This window comes from Allobosea sp. 05T439 (genome assembly GCF_056396005.1).
Genome location: NZ_JBFTKP010000021.1, coordinates 1 through 15,611, shown reverse-complemented (window position 1 = coordinate 15,611; position 15,611 = coordinate 1). Strand labels below are relative to the sequence as shown.

The 15,611-nt window shown below is 64.3% G+C and carries 14 protein-coding genes and 1 pseudogene; 11 read left to right on the top strand and 4 right to left on the bottom strand.

The features are described from left to right. The 4 genes from AC1DIO_RS22130 to speB form a co-directional block, all read right to left on the bottom strand. Positions 1 to 903, bottom strand: coding sequence for a GntR family transcriptional regulator (locus tag AC1DIO_RS22130; protein WP_476770146.1), 903 nt, complete (start codon positions 901 to 903; stop codon positions 1 to 3). Positions 904 to 974: 71 nt separating this feature from the next. Next, positions 975 to 1,943, bottom strand: coding sequence for a Bug family tripartite tricarboxylate transporter substrate binding protein (locus tag AC1DIO_RS22125; protein ID WP_441508750.1), 969 nt, complete (start codon positions 1,941 to 1,943; stop codon positions 975 to 977). A gap of 44 nt (positions 1,944 to 1,987) precedes the next feature. Beyond that, positions 1,988 to 4,663, bottom strand: a complete 2,676-nt coding sequence (acnA, locus tag AC1DIO_RS22120; RefSeq protein ID WP_441508751.1) for an aconitate hydratase AcnA — start codon at positions 4,661 to 4,663, stop codon at positions 1,988 to 1,990. Between the two features lie 338 nt (positions 4,664 to 5,001). Beyond that, positions 5,002 to 6,042 carry an agmatinase gene (gene speB / locus AC1DIO_RS22115; RefSeq protein WP_441491674.1) on the bottom strand — a complete coding sequence of 347 codons (1,041 nt, stop codon included), beginning with the start codon at positions 6,040 to 6,042 and terminating at the stop codon, positions 5,002 to 5,004. Positions 6,043 to 6,254: 212 nt separating this feature from the next. Between speB and AC1DIO_RS22110 the strand changes: the two genes are divergently transcribed. From AC1DIO_RS22110 to AC1DIO_RS22060, 11 genes and pseudogenes are all read left to right on the top strand, one after another. After that, the gene (locus tag AC1DIO_RS22110; RefSeq protein WP_441491675.1) at positions 6,255 to 7,112 is read left to right on the top strand and encodes a LysR substrate-binding domain-containing protein; all 858 of its coding nucleotides are present in this window, start codon (positions 6,255 to 6,257) and stop codon (positions 7,110 to 7,112) included. Positions 7,113 to 7,282: 170 nt separating this feature from the next. Continuing rightward, positions 7,283 to 8,350, top strand: coding sequence for an ABC transporter substrate-binding protein (locus tag AC1DIO_RS22105; RefSeq protein WP_441508752.1), 1,068 nt, complete (start codon positions 7,283 to 7,285; stop codon positions 8,348 to 8,350). 5 nt (positions 8,351 to 8,355) lie between these two features. Further along, complete coding sequence (locus AC1DIO_RS22100) at positions 8,356 to 9,246, top strand: ABC transporter permease (protein ID WP_441508753.1); 891 nt, start codon at positions 8,356 to 8,358, stop codon at positions 9,244 to 9,246. Then, positions 9,243 to 10,076 carry an ABC transporter permease gene (locus AC1DIO_RS22095; protein WP_441508754.1) on the top strand — a complete coding sequence of 278 codons (834 nt, stop codon included), beginning with the start codon at positions 9,243 to 9,245 and terminating at the stop codon, positions 10,074 to 10,076. Before AC1DIO_RS22100 ends, AC1DIO_RS22095 begins: the two co-directional genes overlap by 4 nt. A 10-nt stretch (positions 10,077 to 10,086) precedes the next feature. Further along, a complete protein-coding gene (locus tag AC1DIO_RS22090; protein WP_441479061.1) occupies positions 10,087 to 11,190 on the top strand; it encodes an ABC transporter ATP-binding protein in 1,104 nt (367 codons plus the stop codon). Between the two features lie 24 nt (positions 11,191 to 11,214). Beyond that, complete coding sequence (locus AC1DIO_RS22085) at positions 11,215 to 12,012, top strand: transporter substrate-binding domain-containing protein (RefSeq protein WP_476854080.1); 798 nt, start codon at positions 11,215 to 11,217, stop codon at positions 12,010 to 12,012. Positions 12,013 to 12,015: 3 nt separating this feature from the next. Next, positions 12,016 to 12,684, top strand: coding sequence for an amino acid ABC transporter permease (locus AC1DIO_RS22080; protein ID WP_441508756.1), 669 nt, complete (start codon positions 12,016 to 12,018; stop codon positions 12,682 to 12,684). Beyond that, positions 12,681 to 13,325 (top strand): amino acid ABC transporter permease, encoded by a 645-nt coding sequence (locus AC1DIO_RS22075; protein ID WP_441508760.1) that lies wholly within the window; start codon positions 12,681 to 12,683, stop codon positions 13,323 to 13,325. The genes AC1DIO_RS22080 and AC1DIO_RS22075 overlap by 4 nt, the downstream gene beginning before the upstream one ends. Before the next feature lie 110 nt (positions 13,326 to 13,435). Beyond that, entirely contained in the window at positions 13,436 to 14,269 is an 834-nt protein-coding gene (locus AC1DIO_RS22070; protein WP_476776555.1) for a GNAT family N-acetyltransferase, read from the top strand. A gap of 174 nt (positions 14,270 to 14,443) precedes the next feature. Continuing rightward, positions 14,444 to 14,923, top strand: coding sequence for a hypothetical protein (locus AC1DIO_RS22065; protein WP_441508758.1), 480 nt, complete (start codon positions 14,444 to 14,446; stop codon positions 14,921 to 14,923). A 304-nt stretch (positions 14,924 to 15,227) separates the two neighbouring features. Continuing rightward, positions 15,228 to 15,416, top strand: a pseudogene (locus tag AC1DIO_RS22060) (helix-turn-helix domain-containing protein); the annotation flags it as partial. Positions 15,417 to 15,611 lie beyond the last annotated feature (195 nt).

The following is a 15,611-nucleotide window of genomic DNA, read 5'->3' as shown; positions in this document are numbered from 1 at the left end:
CTAGGGGGCGAGGAGCGGCCGGATGCTGGATAGGTTCTCGATCGTATGGCCGAGATGCTGCCGCAGCCTCTCGGCCGCCTCCTCCTGGCGGCCGGCGGCCAGGCTATCGAGAATGGCGAGATGCTCTTCGCATTGCCTCCGATAGCGTTTGCGGTCGAGCATCGAACGATAGGACAGCAGCCGGCGGATGCGGTTGATCCGTCGGATCGTCTCCAGAAAGAACGGATTTCCGGAGCCGGCGACGATCGTCTCGTGGAAGCGGACACCGCGTTCGTGGAGCGCGTCCGCGCTGTCTGTCTCGATCGCCCCGTCGAGGAGCCTCCGCTCGGCAGCCCTGCAAGCAGCAATGCTCTCGGGCGCAAGATGATAGCCGGGTTCGAGCAAGGCGGCAGGCTCCAGCGCCAGCCGCAGACGGTAGGTCTGCTCGAGGCTCTCCGGGGTGGTGAGAACCGGCGTGAAGCTCCAGCCATAGCCGGCGCGGCGCTCGGCCCAGCCCTCCTGGCTGATCCGCGTCAGGACTGCATTGAGTTCGGCACGGGTCAGTCCGTAGCTGTCCCTGAGATCGGACTCGGTGACGTGTTCGGACAACCGGCCGCGCAGATGGTCATCGGCGATGCGGAAATAGGCCTTCGTCACGCCGTCCGGCTCGGCGAGGCCAAGGGCTTCGCCGGAGGGAGGCGTCCCCTGAGCGACGAAATAGCCGCGATTGTGCTCGTGGCTCAGGACGCCCTTGTCGGCAAGCAGTTGCAAGGCCTGACCGACGGGAAAGCGCGACACGCCGAAACGCGTCGCGATATCCTGTGAGCGTAGATGTGTCCCGGCACCCAGATGCCCCTCTCGGATCTGATCGAGAATCCGAGCTGCGAGCGGGATCGCCAGGTCTCGTCTCCCACTGCCTGCCATCGTCCCAGCCCTGCCGGCGCGAGCGCGCCGACAGTGGCTCTAGGTGATGACACGGCTCGCAGGCAAGGTGCCTATTTCACCAGACCAATCGTGCGCAGGATGTCGCCGACCCGAATCTGCTCTTCCCTGAGGAAGGCTGCGAACGCCTCCCCCGCAAGATAATAGTCGTCCCAGCCGCGCGCCTTCAGCAGCGCTTTCCACTCGCCGCTCGCAACCATCGTATCGAAGAGCTTGGTCAACTGAGCCCTCTGTTCGGCGCTGATGCCCGGCGCGGCCATGACCGCCCGCCAGTTGACCACCTCGACATCGTAGCCGAGCTCCTTCAGCGTCGGCACATCGACGCCGTCAAGCCGCTTGCCCGAGGAAATGGCCAGCGCGCGCAGCTTGCCGGCCTTGATCTGGCCCTCGAATTCGCCATAGCCGGAAACGCCGGCCGTGACACGGCCTCCGAGCATGGCCGCGAGCGCCTCCCCGCCACCGGAGAATGCGACATAGTTGACCTTGCCGGCATCAGCGCCGGCCACCTTCGTCACGAGCGCAGCAAGGATATGGTCGGCGCCTCCCGCCGATCCGCCGGCCCAGGTCACCCGGGCGACGTCGGCTGTGATCGCGGCGAGGAAGTCCTTCATCGTCTTGTGTGGAGAGGTCTCGGGAACGACGATGACCAGCGGATCGCCGGTGAGACGCGCAAGCGGCGTCACCTGGTCCAGCGTGACCGGCGACTTGTTGGTCAGGATCGCCCCGACCATGGTGATGCCGTTGACCAGGAGCTGGTTCGGATCGCCCTTGGCACCGTTGATGAACTGGGCAAGCCCGATCGTGCCGCCGGCCCCGGTGACATTCGTGACCTGGACGCCGCGGACCGCCTTCGTTTCGGTCAGCACCTGCTGGATCGAGCGGGCGGCGCCATCCCAACCACCGCCTGGCCCGGCGGGTGCGATGATCTTGAGTTCCTGCGGCGGCGTCTGGGCCGTCGCCAGTTCTGGCGTCATCGCCATCGCGGCAAGCAGGCCCGCTGCGAAAATTCTGCCGATGGTCATCTCGATCCTCCCCGATCGTGTTGGATTGGGCGCGTTTGCGCCGGTTACGCCCGCGCTTGGCCGGGCAACTCTTCGCCGCTGACGGTGAAGGACGTGGCGGGTGCCGTCAGGTGGCGCCCGAGGATCAACGGAATGATGCCGCCGGCGCGCAGCGTCGCGCATTCGAGCGCGGTCTCGACTGCGGCGCGCAGGAAGAGTGGTTGGGTACGCCCGGCCTTGCGATGGAGCCTTGCCGGAACCTTGCAGCGCGGAAGGATGGCGTGCGGCATGGCTTCGATCTCGATCATGTCGCCTGGCGCAAGCGCCAGCGCTTCCACGCCCTCCCCGGCCGCGAGCGACAGCGGCAGAATGCCCATCCCGATCAGGTTGGACCGGTGGATGCGCTCGAAACTCTCGGCCAGAACGGCCGCGACACCGAGCAGGCCGAGACCCTTGGCCGCCCAGTCGCGCGATGAACCGGTGCCGTACCGCTCACCCGCGACGACGACCATCGCCTTTCCTGACTGGCGATAGCGCTCGGCCACCCGCCAGAGCGGCAGGGTCTCGCCACTCGGAACATGGATGGTCGAGCCGGGCGCGATGCGCGGCGCGAGACGGTTGACCACCGTGCGATTGGTAAAGAGGCCACGCAGCATGACCTCCCAATTGCCGCGCCGCGAGGCATAGACGTTGAGGTCCTGGGCATCTTCGCCCTGTGCGATCAGCCATTGCGCGGCCTCGCTCTCGGACGGGATCTGGCCTGCGGGCGAAATATGATCGGTCGTGATGTCGTCACCGAGCACAATCAGGGGGTGGGCGCTGTAATGGCCGAGCCGGGCTGGCTGATCTGCGCGGGCAAAGGGTGGCGGGCGCAGATAGGTCGATGACGGATCCCAGGGGAAACCCGCACTCGCCGGAGCATCGAGTTCCTTCCAGCTCCTGCTCGCAGAGGCCTGCGCAAAGGCTTCAGCGAAATCGACGGGATCAAGCGCTCGCGCAAAGGCGGAATCGATCTCGGCCCCGCTCGGCCAGAGTGCTGCCAGGTCGACAGGGGTTCCGTCGGCCGTGGTCGCGAGAGTGCCCTTGGTGATGTCGCGATCGGCATCTCCCGCCAGCGCATAGGCGACGACCAGCGCTGGAGAGGCCAGGAAGCCGGCATCGATCTGGCCATGGACGCGGCCGGGAAAGTTGCGGTTGCCGGACAGGACAGCAACAGGAAGGACCGTGCCCGCGCGCGCGGCTTCATCCATTGCAGGACGAAGTGGGCCGGAATTCCCGATGCAGGTTGTGCAGCCATAACCAACGATTCCGAAGCCAAGCGCTTCGAGATCCTCGAGCAGGCCGGCACGCCGAAGATAGCGCTCGGCCGAGGGTGAACCGGGGGCGAGTGATGTCTTGACCCAGGCGGGGGGGGTGAGGCCGAGCTGGCGTGCCTTGCGCGCCACCAGGCCAGCGGCCACCAGCAACCGCGGATCTGACGTATTGGTGCAGCTTGTGATCGCGGCAATCGCGACGGGAAAGCGTGGCAATCCGGCCGCGGGCGCGGGCGTCTTCGCCTGCGGCATCGCCTCGAGCGCGGGAACCACCTCATCCGGCGCGACCAGATCCTGCGGCCGTCGGGGGCCGGCGAGGCTGATCGAGATCGCCGCCAGATCGATCTCGACGATCTCAGTAAAGCGTGGTTGCGCCTGCGGGTCGAACCACAGCGCCTGAGACCGAGCGTAATCAGAGACGAACGCGATATGATCGGGTTTGCGCCCCGTCTGAGCGAGATAGGCCAGCGTCGCTTCATCGATCGGAAAATATCCGGTCGAGGCACCGAATTCCGGCGCCATATTGGCGATGACAGCGCGCTCACCTCCCGACAGCGTCGCGGCTCCTGGCCCGAAGAACTCGACGAATGCGCCGGCGACGCCCTGCGCACGCAGCCGTTGCGTCACGGTCAGCGCAAGATCCGTGGCACTGACGCCTTCACGCAGGCGGTTGATCAGGCGCACGCCGATCACCTCGGGGATGCGCATCATCACCGGCATGCCGAACATCACGCTCTCGGCCTCGAGCCCGCCAACGCCCCAGCCGAGGACACCGATGCCATTGATCATCGGAGTGTGGCTATCGGTGCCGATCAGTGTGTCCGGGACGGCCCAGACCCGACCGTCGACGGTTTGGGTGGTCACGACCGTCGCGAGTTGCTCCAGATTGATCGTGTGCATGATGCCGGTGCCGGGCGGATGCACCCGGACGCCGTCAAGGGCCAGCGTGGACCATTTGAGAAAGCGATAGCGCTCGCCGTTTCGCTTGTATTCCCGTTCGAGATTGACGCGCATCGCGTCCGGCGACGCCGAAAGATCGACGCCCAGCGAATGGTCGACCGAGACGTCGAGCGACAGGACCGGGCTGAGCCGCTTGGGATCACCGCCGCCTTCGGCGATCGAGTCGCGCATGGCGGCGACATCGACCAGCGCAGGCGTGCATGTCGTGTCATGCATGAGAACACGACCTGGCTGAAAGGCGATCTCGCCATCCGAGCGTCCGCCCGCGAGCCAGCCGCGAATGCCCTGCAATGCGGCATTGCGCTCGTCCGCTCCCATGGGCTGGCGAACGACGTTCTCGGCGAGAATGCGCAGGACATGCGGCAGGCGCAGGAGGTCGGTCCCCAGCGTCGCCTGCAAGTCCGCAACTACATAGTCACGGCCGGCAAGGCGGCTTGTCCTGGAAATCGAGGATGGGTTTGGAATCATACCTCATGATGCATATTAACGACTATAAATGCAATGTCACCGATGGTGCCTCGACCTTCCCTGAACGCCCTGGCATTGCGGGCGCTGCTACGGACGCAACAGCCATAGATTATCGCCGGGTCGCTGGCGGTGACGGCCTTGCGGGTACAGCGGCAATCGCCGCCACCGTTTCCGTGCCGGACGCATCAGGCGCCCCGTGAAGCCATCCCTTCCTCACGGGGCGCTCGGACATCGGTCCCGGACAGATCAGGCAAGCTGAACCAAGGGTCCGGGATCGCTGAAAGGCGGAAGGCGACAGCCGGAGAATTGATCTGTGCTGGGATCCCGCTCGGGCAGGATCACTTCTTGCAGGCCACGAGGCAGAGCAACTGGAACAGAACCTGCGCCGCCACTTGCGCGGTATTGGTGGTTGGATCGTATTGTGGAGCGACTTCGACGACATCGCCGCCGATGATGTCGACGCCTGCGACGCCACGCAGGATCTCCAGCACTTCGCGCGGCAAGAGCCCTCCAACTTCGGGGGTGCCAGTACCAGGGGCGAAGCCCGGGTCCAGGCTGTCGACGTCGAAGGAGACATAGACGGGTCCGGAACCGACGACGGCCTTGGCCTTCTCGATTACCGCCTGCAGCCCCATGGTCCCGACCTCCTCGGCATGGATCACGGTCATTCCGGAATCGAAGGAGAACTCCCAGAGATATTCGCCGCCGCCCCGAATACCGATCTGGATCGTCCGTGTGGGATCGAGCACGCCGGCCAGGACCGCCTCCCGGAACGGGCCACCGTGATGGAATTTCGAGCCTTCATAGGGCCCGGCGGTGTCGCAATGCGCGTCGATGTGGATCATGCCGACCGGGCGCTTGGCGCCCAGTCCCTTCAGGATCGAGCCGGTGATCGAATGATCGCCGCCAACCGAGAGCGGAATCGTCGCGGTTTCGCCGATCATGCGATAGCAGGCTTCGATGTCTGCATGGCAATCAGCCAGACTGTAGCGACTGCTGAGCGCGATATCTCCGACATCGGCGACGCGTAATCTGCCGAGCGGCGCAACGCGCAGCACATGCTCATACGGTCCGATGCGCTCGACGGCGCGGACAGCGCGGGGCCCAAGCCGGGCGCCGGCACGGTTGGTCACGCCCAGATCCATCGGCACGCCGATCAATGCTACGTCGAGCCCGGCCAGTTTTTCAGCCGAGAGCCCGTCCGCCAGAAAGGGAGCGTCGAGGAAAGTTGCCGGATCGGCAAACGGCCATTTGCGCCGGTCCGCGCCCTGAAAAATAGTGTCCGCGACGGCCTTGAAATGAGGATCGTACATCTCGCCACCGCCGGCCGAAGCGTAGCGCTGGCGCAAGCGGTCGAGGGCGGCATTGTCGAAGGGCATGGCAACCTGCAGGGAATGATGCGGAAGCCCGGAAGGCTGGCAAAAGAACGAGGCTGCCGGAACGGCGAAAAGGCACGCGGCCCTATAAGCGAAACTGAATAGCGCCCCCTTTGCCTCCTCCCGGCGGCGGGCGGACGACGCTCGGGTCAGGCGGCTGCAGGCCAGCCGGTATGGCTGCGTAGAACCAGCTTCGATGATATGGTGCGGGTGCGATGCTGGAACTGGACCCTTATCTGCTGCGCGCCTTCCTGACCGTCGCTGAAGTCGGAACGGTCAATGGTGCCGCCTTGTCGCTGAACCGCACACAGGCGGCGGTCAGCATGCAGATTCGCAAGCTTGAAGAACTGCTGGGCAGCGACCTGTTCGAGCGCTCGTCGAAGGGGCTTGAGCTGACCAATAATGGAGTCCTGCTCACGCCCTATGCCCGCGAAATCCTGAGGCTCAACAGCGAGATCGGAAAACGCCTCAACGGCAAGATGATCGAAGGGCGGGTCCGGCTCGGGGTCGTCGAGGATTTCGCCGCGACGCGCCTGATTGAAATCCTGAAAGCCTTTCGCGACCAGAACCCCAAGGTCGACATCGATATCATCGTCGAGCCCAACAAGCGCCTTGCCGCTATGTTCGAGAACGAGAAGCTCGACATCGCAGTCTGTGACACGACACGGCTCAACCGCAAGCCAACCCTGGTCTGGTCGGACCGGCTGCTCTGGGTCGTGCGCTCGGACATGGTGATCTCGACAAGTTCGCCCTTGCCGATCATCATGTTCGAGGAATCCTGCCCGTGGCGCACACCTGCGCTGGCCGCGCTGTCGGGGCATGACCTGCAGTGGAAGATCGTCTGCGAAGCCTCGACGCTGGTTGCCATGGCGACCGCCGTGCGCGTCGGCATCGGCATCGGCCCGATGATCGCGGCGACGATCCCGGAGGATTGCCGGGTGCTCGACCATGCCGCCGGGCTGCCTGAGCCGGTCGAGGTCAGCATCGGGCTCTATTCCCGGACCGGCGCGCCAGGCGAAGCGCGCTACCTCTCGGACTTCATCGCACAGCAGAGCGACCTGCGCCGCCCCTGAATCGGTTCCGGCATTCACGCCCGCTTATAGCCGGACAAGCATTTTCGCCGTACCGCCGCGCCCTGCTTGCGAGTGCAATCGTGCCTCTGAACGGCTCGGGAGCCTGATCGTCCCGCACGATCGGCACAGCCTGTGGCCCCTCGACCCTCTGGCGCGAAGGACCTGACACCATGACGATGACACGCCGACATCTTTTGTCCCTGATAGGCGCGAGCGGCGCCGCAGGGCTCGCCTGGCCCCATGTGGCCGGGGCCCAGACTGCGAGCGGCCTCACGGCTGTCGAATGGGGCGGCGACGTCGTCGAGGCGATGAAGCAGGTCGCCGCCAGGCAAACCGCCGCCCAGTTCAACTGGGTCCTGCATCAGGGCGGAGCCGGAGCGATCCTCCCCAAGATCAAGGCGGGTTGGCCCAGGGTCGACTACGACTACATCGCCGGCTGGGAGGGCTCCTTCAACAGCATGATCACCGAGGACTGGGTCGAGACCATCACGGCGGCCGACGTCCCCAATCTGGCCGATATCCCGGAAAAGATCATGATGAGGGACGCCAAAGGCAATGTGAAAGCGGTGCCTCGCGCCATCGGCGGCATGTATTTCGGCTACCGGACCGACACTGCCCCCTTCGCCATCAGCAAGGTGGACGATCTCTTCGACAAGCGCCTMAAGGGCGCGATCTGCTGGCCCGGACCGACCCAGAGCATGATGCTGCAGATCGTCGCCCTGGCCCTGCAGGGCGGCGGCAACGAGTCCAATATGGAGCCGGGCTGGAAGCTGATGAAGGACCTGGCGAAGTCCGGCAATATCGGCCGCATTGCCGTGACCGACGTCGATTTCACCAACTCTTTCACCTCCGGCGAGACCTCAGTCGGCTTCTTCGCCGAACCGAGCTGGGCTGCCGTCGCCAAGAACTTCAAGATCACCCGCCTTACCAAACAGGCCGGCATGGCGACCTTCCTCTACCAGAGCGGCTTTGCCGTCATGAAGAATCGGTCGAACCGCAAGGCGACCTGCGATTTCATCAATTTTGCGATCAGCCCCGAAATGAGCACGCTTTACGCAAAAGTGGCTGGCGAAGCGCCGCTTAACAGCAAGGCAGCCATCCCGCCGGAGCTGGCTCATCTCTCCTTCACGCCGAAGGAGTTCGAGAGTTTCGTGCATGTGCCGGACTACAAGGTCGTGCTCGGCCAGCAGGATGCCTGGGCCAAGCGTTGGGAGTCCGACATCGCGCCACTGCTGTGAGTGTCATGACCGCTATCCCAGCCCAATACGCGCCGCTCGCGATCCCTGCGCCGCCCCGCACGACGCTCTTCTTGCTCGCACCGGGCTTGCTGCTGCTGTTCGTCATCTTTGCACTCCCCCTGTTCGGGCTCGTGCTGGAAAGCCTCAAGCAATATGTGCCGGGCCGGGTCGGCTCGGCCGTCGATGCGCCTCTGACGTTGGAGAATTATCGCGAGCTCGTGACGCCGTCATTCGCCGGCGTTCTCTACGAAACCTTCAAGCTGAGCGCAGCGGCATCGTTTGTTGGACTGCTGGCGGCGTTTCCACTGGCCTATTGCATCGTGCGGCGGTTTTCGCCGCGCAAGCGCGCCGCCTGCATCGGCTTTCTGGTGATGCTGGTCCTGCTCAGCATGCTGGTGCGCACCTACGCGCTGGAACTGGCCTTCGGCTCGGTCGGGGTTGCGCGCCCACTGCTTCTGGCGCTCGGGATTTCGCCGACAAGCCGCTGGTACACTGAAACCCTGGTCGCGGCCGGCCTACTCCATGCGGTCGTGCCGATGTGCACGCTGACCCTTCTGGGAACGATCCAGAATATCGATCCTCGCTTCTGCGATGCGGCGCAATCGCTGGGCGCTCCGGCCTGGAAGGCGCATCTCGGCATCACCGTTCCGCTGGCCCTGCCCGGGCTGGTATCGGCATTCCTGATCGCCATGACCTTTTCGATCAGCGCCTTCGTCATTCCGATGGTGCTCGGAAAGGGGCGCGTATTGTTTCTCTCGAACACGATCTACACGCGCTTCAGCGATGTCGCGAACTATCCCAGCGGCGCCGCGGTCTCGATCGTGATGCTCGTCATCACGCTGTTCGTGCTGTCTCTGGTTTCGCTGGTGCAGCGTCGTAGGGGCTCGCGCACATGACCGGTACCACAAAGCGCCTTGGCGACCGGCTCCTCGGTGGCGCGATGATCGCGATGCTGGTTCTGGTGCTCGCCTTCCTGGTGACGCCGCTTCTGGTCACCTGCCTGCTCGCCTTCGACGCCCGCAGCTTTCTTGGCCCGTTGCCGCCGCCGGCGCTGTCCATGCGCTGGTTCGAGAAGCTGGTTTCGCTCGACTACGTCACCACCGGCCTGGCGACCAGCCTCAAGATCGCCGTCCTCACGACAGCGGTCGATGTGCTGGTCGGCACGGCCGCCGCGGTCGCGCTCGATCGCAGTAATTTTCACGGTCGCTCGCTGCTGATGGCCGCGTTCCTTTCGCCACTCATCGTGCCGGCGGTGGTGATCGGCTTTGCCTTGCTGCTGTTTCTGTCGCGCATCGGCATCGTCGACGGCTTCACCCGACTGCTCTGCGGCCACATCGTGATCACCCTGCCCTATGTCGTGCGCACCGTGCTCGCCAGCCTGACCGGTCGGGACAGGCGCCTGACAGAAGCGGCGCTGGTCCTTGGCGCGACGGAACGCCAGGCCTTCTGGAACATCACCCTGCCCCTGATCCGGAGCGGTATGATCACAGGCGCAGTCTTCGCCTTCGCCGTATCGTTGGACGACGTTGCAGTCAGCATGTTCCTGACGGACCCGTCGACCTACACCTTGCCGGTCGCCCTCGTCAGCAACATGCGCGCGTCCTTCGATCTCACGATCGCAGCCGCTGCCGTTCTCCTGATGGCGATCAGCGCCGTCCTCATCATCGTTCTGGAGCGCTTCGTCGGTTTCGACCGCCTGTTGGGCCAGGGGCTGTTTCGTTCATAGGGGTCAAACCGTGAGCAACGCCGTCGAATTTCACAGAGTCAGCCGTCGCTTCGGTGCCGTTACGGCCGTCGATGACGTTTCCTTCTCGATCGCCGCCGGCGAAACCGTTGCCCTGCTCGGGCCGAGCGGTTGCGGCAAGACCAGCATCCTGCGGGTCATTGCCGGCTTCGAACGGCCCGACCACGGCACGGTCAGCATCGGGGGGCGCGACGTCACTGCGCTCAAGCCCTATGAGCGCAATGTCGGGCTGCTGTTTCAGCATTATGCCCTGTTCCCGCACATGACCGTTGCGGAGAACATTGCCTACGGACTGCGCCACCGCGGCACTGACAGGCGCGAGATTCCCGATCGTGTCGAGGCGATGCTGGCGCTCGTGAGGTTGCAGGGTTTCGGCAGCCGCCGGCCGCATCAGCTCAGCGGAGGCCAGCAGCAGCGCGTCGCCCTCGCCCGCGCCCTGGCCACGCGGCCAGGCCTCATCCTGCTCGACGAACCGCTTTCGGCGCTCGACGCCAAGCTGCGGCAGGACCTGCGCGCCGAACTCAAGCAGGTCCTGGCCGCCGTCAATTCGACGGCGATGGTCGTCACCCACGACCAGGAAGAGGCGATGAGCCTGGGTGAACGCGTCTTCCTGATGCAGGCGGGCCGCATCGTCCAGGTCGGCGCCCCGTCAGACGTCTATGGTCGCCCCGGCTCGCGCTTCGCCGCCGATTTTATGGGGCGCACCAACTGGATCGAAGCCCAGGTGACGCGGCGCGAAACCGGCCTCGCCCGGGCCCTGAGCCGATCGGGCCTGTCGCTCACCGTGCCGGACTGCCCATCGGACGCAATCGACATCTGTGTCCGCCCCGAGAACATCATCCTGTCCACCGCCGCCGACGCTGATCCGGCTGGAATGGCCAACAGTGCGAAGGGTCGGATCCTCAATGTCGCCCTGCTCGGCTCTACCCGCCAGATCCTGGTCGAGACGGCCGGCGGCGAGCAGATTCTCGTGATGCAAGCCAACCGTGTCGGCGACGGTCTCGGCCCAGGTCAGGCCGTGACGATCGGCTTTCCGGTCGATGCCTGCATCACCATGCCGTCCGGCAACGCGACCGGGCTTGCCGCCGCACTCTAGCGTTCTCAGGGAAGGATGAACGATATGACCACGACCTCCTCGATCAAGACATCGCTGCTGGCACTCAGCCTGCTGGMGGGCATCGGCCTTGCGACGGCCCCGGTTCGTGCCGACGCTCTCGACGACATCACGAAGGCGGGCACCCTGAAGGTCGGTGTCTTCGCGGATTTTCCGCCCTTCTCATCGGCCAGCGCCGATATGAGCCTCAAGGGCTATGACATCGACATCGCCGAGACCATAGCCAACGCGTTGAAGGTGAAGCTCAACCTGGTCAACGTAACCGGCCAGAACCGCATTCCGTATCTKACCGAGCGTCGCGTCGACATCCTGCTCAGCGTCGGCCACAGCGCCGAACGCGAGAAGGTCATCGATTTTACCGCTGCCTACGCCCCTTACTACATCGCCGTCATCGGGCCGCAGGCCGTAAAGGTCGAAGGCAAGGCAGACCTCGCCGGCAAGTCGATCGCGGTGAGCCGCGGCACGCTGGAAGACACCTCGCTCACCGAGGCTGCGCCGCCTTCCGCCGACATCAAGCGCTTCGACAGCTACAACTCCGTCATCCAGGCCTTCATCTCGGGCCAGGCGCAGCTGATGGTCGTCGGCAACGATGTCGGCGCCCAGGTGCTCTCGCGCCAGACCACGTTGAAGCCCGAGCAGAAATTCCAGCTGATGACGTCGCCGGACCATATCGCGCTGAACAAGGACGAGCCGCGTCTCAAGCAGGCACTCAACGAGATTGTCGCCAAACTGCTCGCCGACGGCACGCTGAACAAGGCCTCGCTCAAGTGGCTCGGCAAGCCACTTGATCCCAAGGATCTCTGAAGCTTGGCCTACAGCCTCAACTTCGACTGGCTGAGCCAGGCCTCCGAACCCATCGCGCGCGGCGCGATGGCGACGGTGGGGTTGATCGCCGTCACGACCGTGCTCGGTACAGTCTGCAGCGTGTTGGGGGCAGCGGCGGTGCGCAGCCGCTCTCCCTGGCTGCGCGGCATGGTCGGCAGCTATGTCGAGCTGATCCGGAACACGCCGTTTCTGGTCCAGCTGTTCTTCATCTTCTTCGGCCTGCCCAGTCTTGGCTTGCGGCTTGATCCTGCCGTCGCAGCAATCCTCGCGATGACGATCAACCTCTCGGCCTATGGCACCGAGATCGTCGCCGCGGGGCTGGATGCCGTGCCCAATGGTCAGAGGGAGGCCGGCCGCGCACTTGGGCTGCGACCCGCGCTGGTCTTCGTCAAGATTGTCCTCCCGCAGGCGCTGAAGGTGATTTTCCCGGCGTTGCAGAGCCAGGTCATCATCATGATGCTCGAATCCGCGGCGGTGTCGCAGATCTCGGTGCGCGAACTGACCTATGAGGCGGACATGCTGCAGGCGCGCAGCTTCCGCGCCTTCGAGACCTATTTCGTCGTCACCATGGTCTATCTGGCGTTGAGCATTGGGTTGCGCCGCATCCTCGGCCTCTCCGGACGGAAATTCCTGATCGGGGGGCCGTCCTGATGGACTTCACCTTCTGGGACATCCTGCGCAACCTGCTGCTCGCGACACGCTGGACGGTCCTGCTCTCGATTGTCGCTTTCATCGGCGGTGGCGTGGTGGGGATGGCAATCCTGCTGGCGCGGGTCTCATCCCGTCACTGGCTGCGTCATGTCGCCGATCTCTATATCGGGCTCTTCCAGGGCACGCCCCTGCTGATGCAGCTGTTCCTGGTCTTCTTCGGGCTTCCGCTGATCGGCTTCCGCATTGAACCCTGGTCCGCGGCGGTCGTCGCCTTGACCCTTTGCGCCAGCGCCTATCTCGCGGAAATCTGGCGCGGCGGGGTCGAGGCCCTGCCAAAGGGGCAATGGGATGCTGCCAAGAGCCTCGGCCTGCACTATCCCAATCAGATGCGGCTGGTGATCTTGCCACAGGCCTTTGCGATCACACGGGCGCCGGTGGTCGGCTATCTCGTGCAGCTTGTCAAAAGCACGGCGCTGACCTCGATCATCGGTTTCGACGAGTTGATGCGAACCTCCAATGCCATCTCTAATGCGACCTTTGAGCCTCTCACCGTCTATGGCCTGGTTGCATTGATCTATTTCGTCATCTGCCTGCCGCTCACCCGCTACGCCCGCCATCTCAAGGCTCACGCCCCGGCCTGAACAACGACAGCCCGGCTGACGCCCTCGGAGCGCGGTATCTATGCAATGCCGAGCGCGACGCGTTAGATCTGACCCATGTGGATCCCTCCGCCGCAAAGGCTTACAGCGAGATGAGCGAGCGCATCATTCGCAAGCTCGAGATGCTCGAAGTCGAGCAACTCATGGACTGGGCTGCCGCGGAGGGCTGGAATCCCGGTCTCAATGACGCGGCGGTATTCCGTGCGACCGACCCTGAGGGTTTCATTGGCGCCTTCGTCGATGGCGAGATGGTCGCCGGCATCTCGGCGGTTGCCTATGGAACGACCTACGGGTTCATCGGCCTCTACATCTGCCGCGCGGACATGCGCGGCCAAGGTCATGGCAAGGCCGTCTGGAACGCAGGCATGGCGCGGCTCGATGGGCGCATAATCGGGCTCGATGGGGTCGACGAGCAATTCGAGAATTACCGGCGAAAGGGCTTTGCGCCCTCTTACCGAACCATCCGTTTCGGAGGCACTTTTGCGCGCGGCCTGGCTGATAGCCGGACGGTGGACGGCGTCACCCCGGATCTCCTGCGCGAGATCATGGCCTTTGATCGCAGGAGCTTTCCGGAGACGCGGGAAACCTTCCTGACGCACTGGCTCATGCCCCCGCATCATGCGCGCGTCGCAATCTCGGATGGCGCGGTCACCGGGTACGGCGTGGTGCGCAAGTGCCGCTCGGGCTGGAAGATCGGTTCGCTCACAGCAGTAGACGACGCGACGGCCACCGCGCTGGTGCAGAATCTAGGTTCTTCTGCCGAAGGCGATCTCCATATCGACGTTCCAGCCGCGCGGCAGCGGTTCATCGACATGCTGGTCGGTGCCGGCCTTCGGCCTGGTTTCGAGACGACGCGAATGTATCTGGGCACACCGTTTCCTCTGGCGCCCGAGCTGTTCGGCGTGACCACCCTGGAGCTCGGATAGGCGCACCGCACTGCGAGCGCGGCGGCGATATCGGCGAAACCGGTCTCGACCTTGCGCCAGGCAAAGGGCCTGCGGCTGCGCGGTCGCAGGATCTTACCCTCGACGCTTGCCTGAACCGCGAAAATAGAGTGCCATCTCCACGCCGGCAGTGGCCGGGCATTGGGAGACCAGACCATGGCTAGACAAGTGATCCTGGCAGCCGCGTCGGCATTCGTGCTCGCGACCGTCTTTTCCTCACCGTCCCAGGCACTGACGATGAAGGAATGCAGTACGAAATATCAGGACGCCAAGAAGGCGAATACTCTGAAGGGCCAGAAGTGGAACGATTTCCGCAAGGCTCAGTGCGGTGATGACGATGCCGCGGAGAGCGATGCGGCCGCAGCTGTCCAGGATGCTCCCGTAGCTCCGGCTCCAGCTGCCGCGCCGGCAACGCCCGGAGCCAAGCCGGCCGCCGCTCCTGCGCGGGCAAAGGCGGCGGTGTTCCCCAAGACCGTCGCGCAGAAATACTCGGATGAGTCGCCCGGCAAGGCTCGGCTGAAGACCTGCGCGGATCAATACAATGCCAACAAATCCGCCAACGCCAACGGCACCCTGAAATGGATCGAGAAGGGCGGCGGCTACTGGAGCCAGTGCAACGCCAAGCTCAAGAGCTGACCCGATGTGGCGGCGGCCCAGGCCGCCGCCATTTTGCCAACTGTTTCCATGTAGAAGCGCGCTTTTGCGCGATCAGAACATGAACTCTGGAGTTCATCGCAACCAGGCCGCCCCGGCGCCGCCAGCTTCCCCGGATTGGTGACCGGTCCACGGCAGTATCCTTGCAGAAGATTGAGTGATTGCGATGGTCATTTACCTCTCATTAACCCTTTTCGCCCCCTTTTGGATCGTCTTCTGAGTTGGAGCTGGGGGCTCACAAAGGGAAGATGACATGCAGGCTTTCGACCCTGAGAACGGTGCCGAACATCTCGTCGGACGACCTGTCGCAGATGTCGAGCGCGATCTGATCCTCGCCACCTTGAAGGAAACCGGCGGCAATCGCACCCATGCAGCCGCCATGCTTTGCATATCGATCAGAACGCTCCGCAATAAGCTGGGCGCCTATGCCTCTGACGGCTACGAGATTCCAGAGGCCGGCCAATCCGCGCATTGAGGGATTTTGCGGCGATAAATGGGCTGCTCGCATTGGCGCGGCAGCCCATCTAGGCTCAGGACTTCGGTAACGGGGCCGTCTCAGTCAACTGGATTTTGGCGCAGATMATCGTTCGGCCGCTCTGATCGCGCGGTMGCGTGGCGATCCACATTGGCCGACACCGTCCAGCCTGGCTGGCTACGCGGCCTCGCCCTG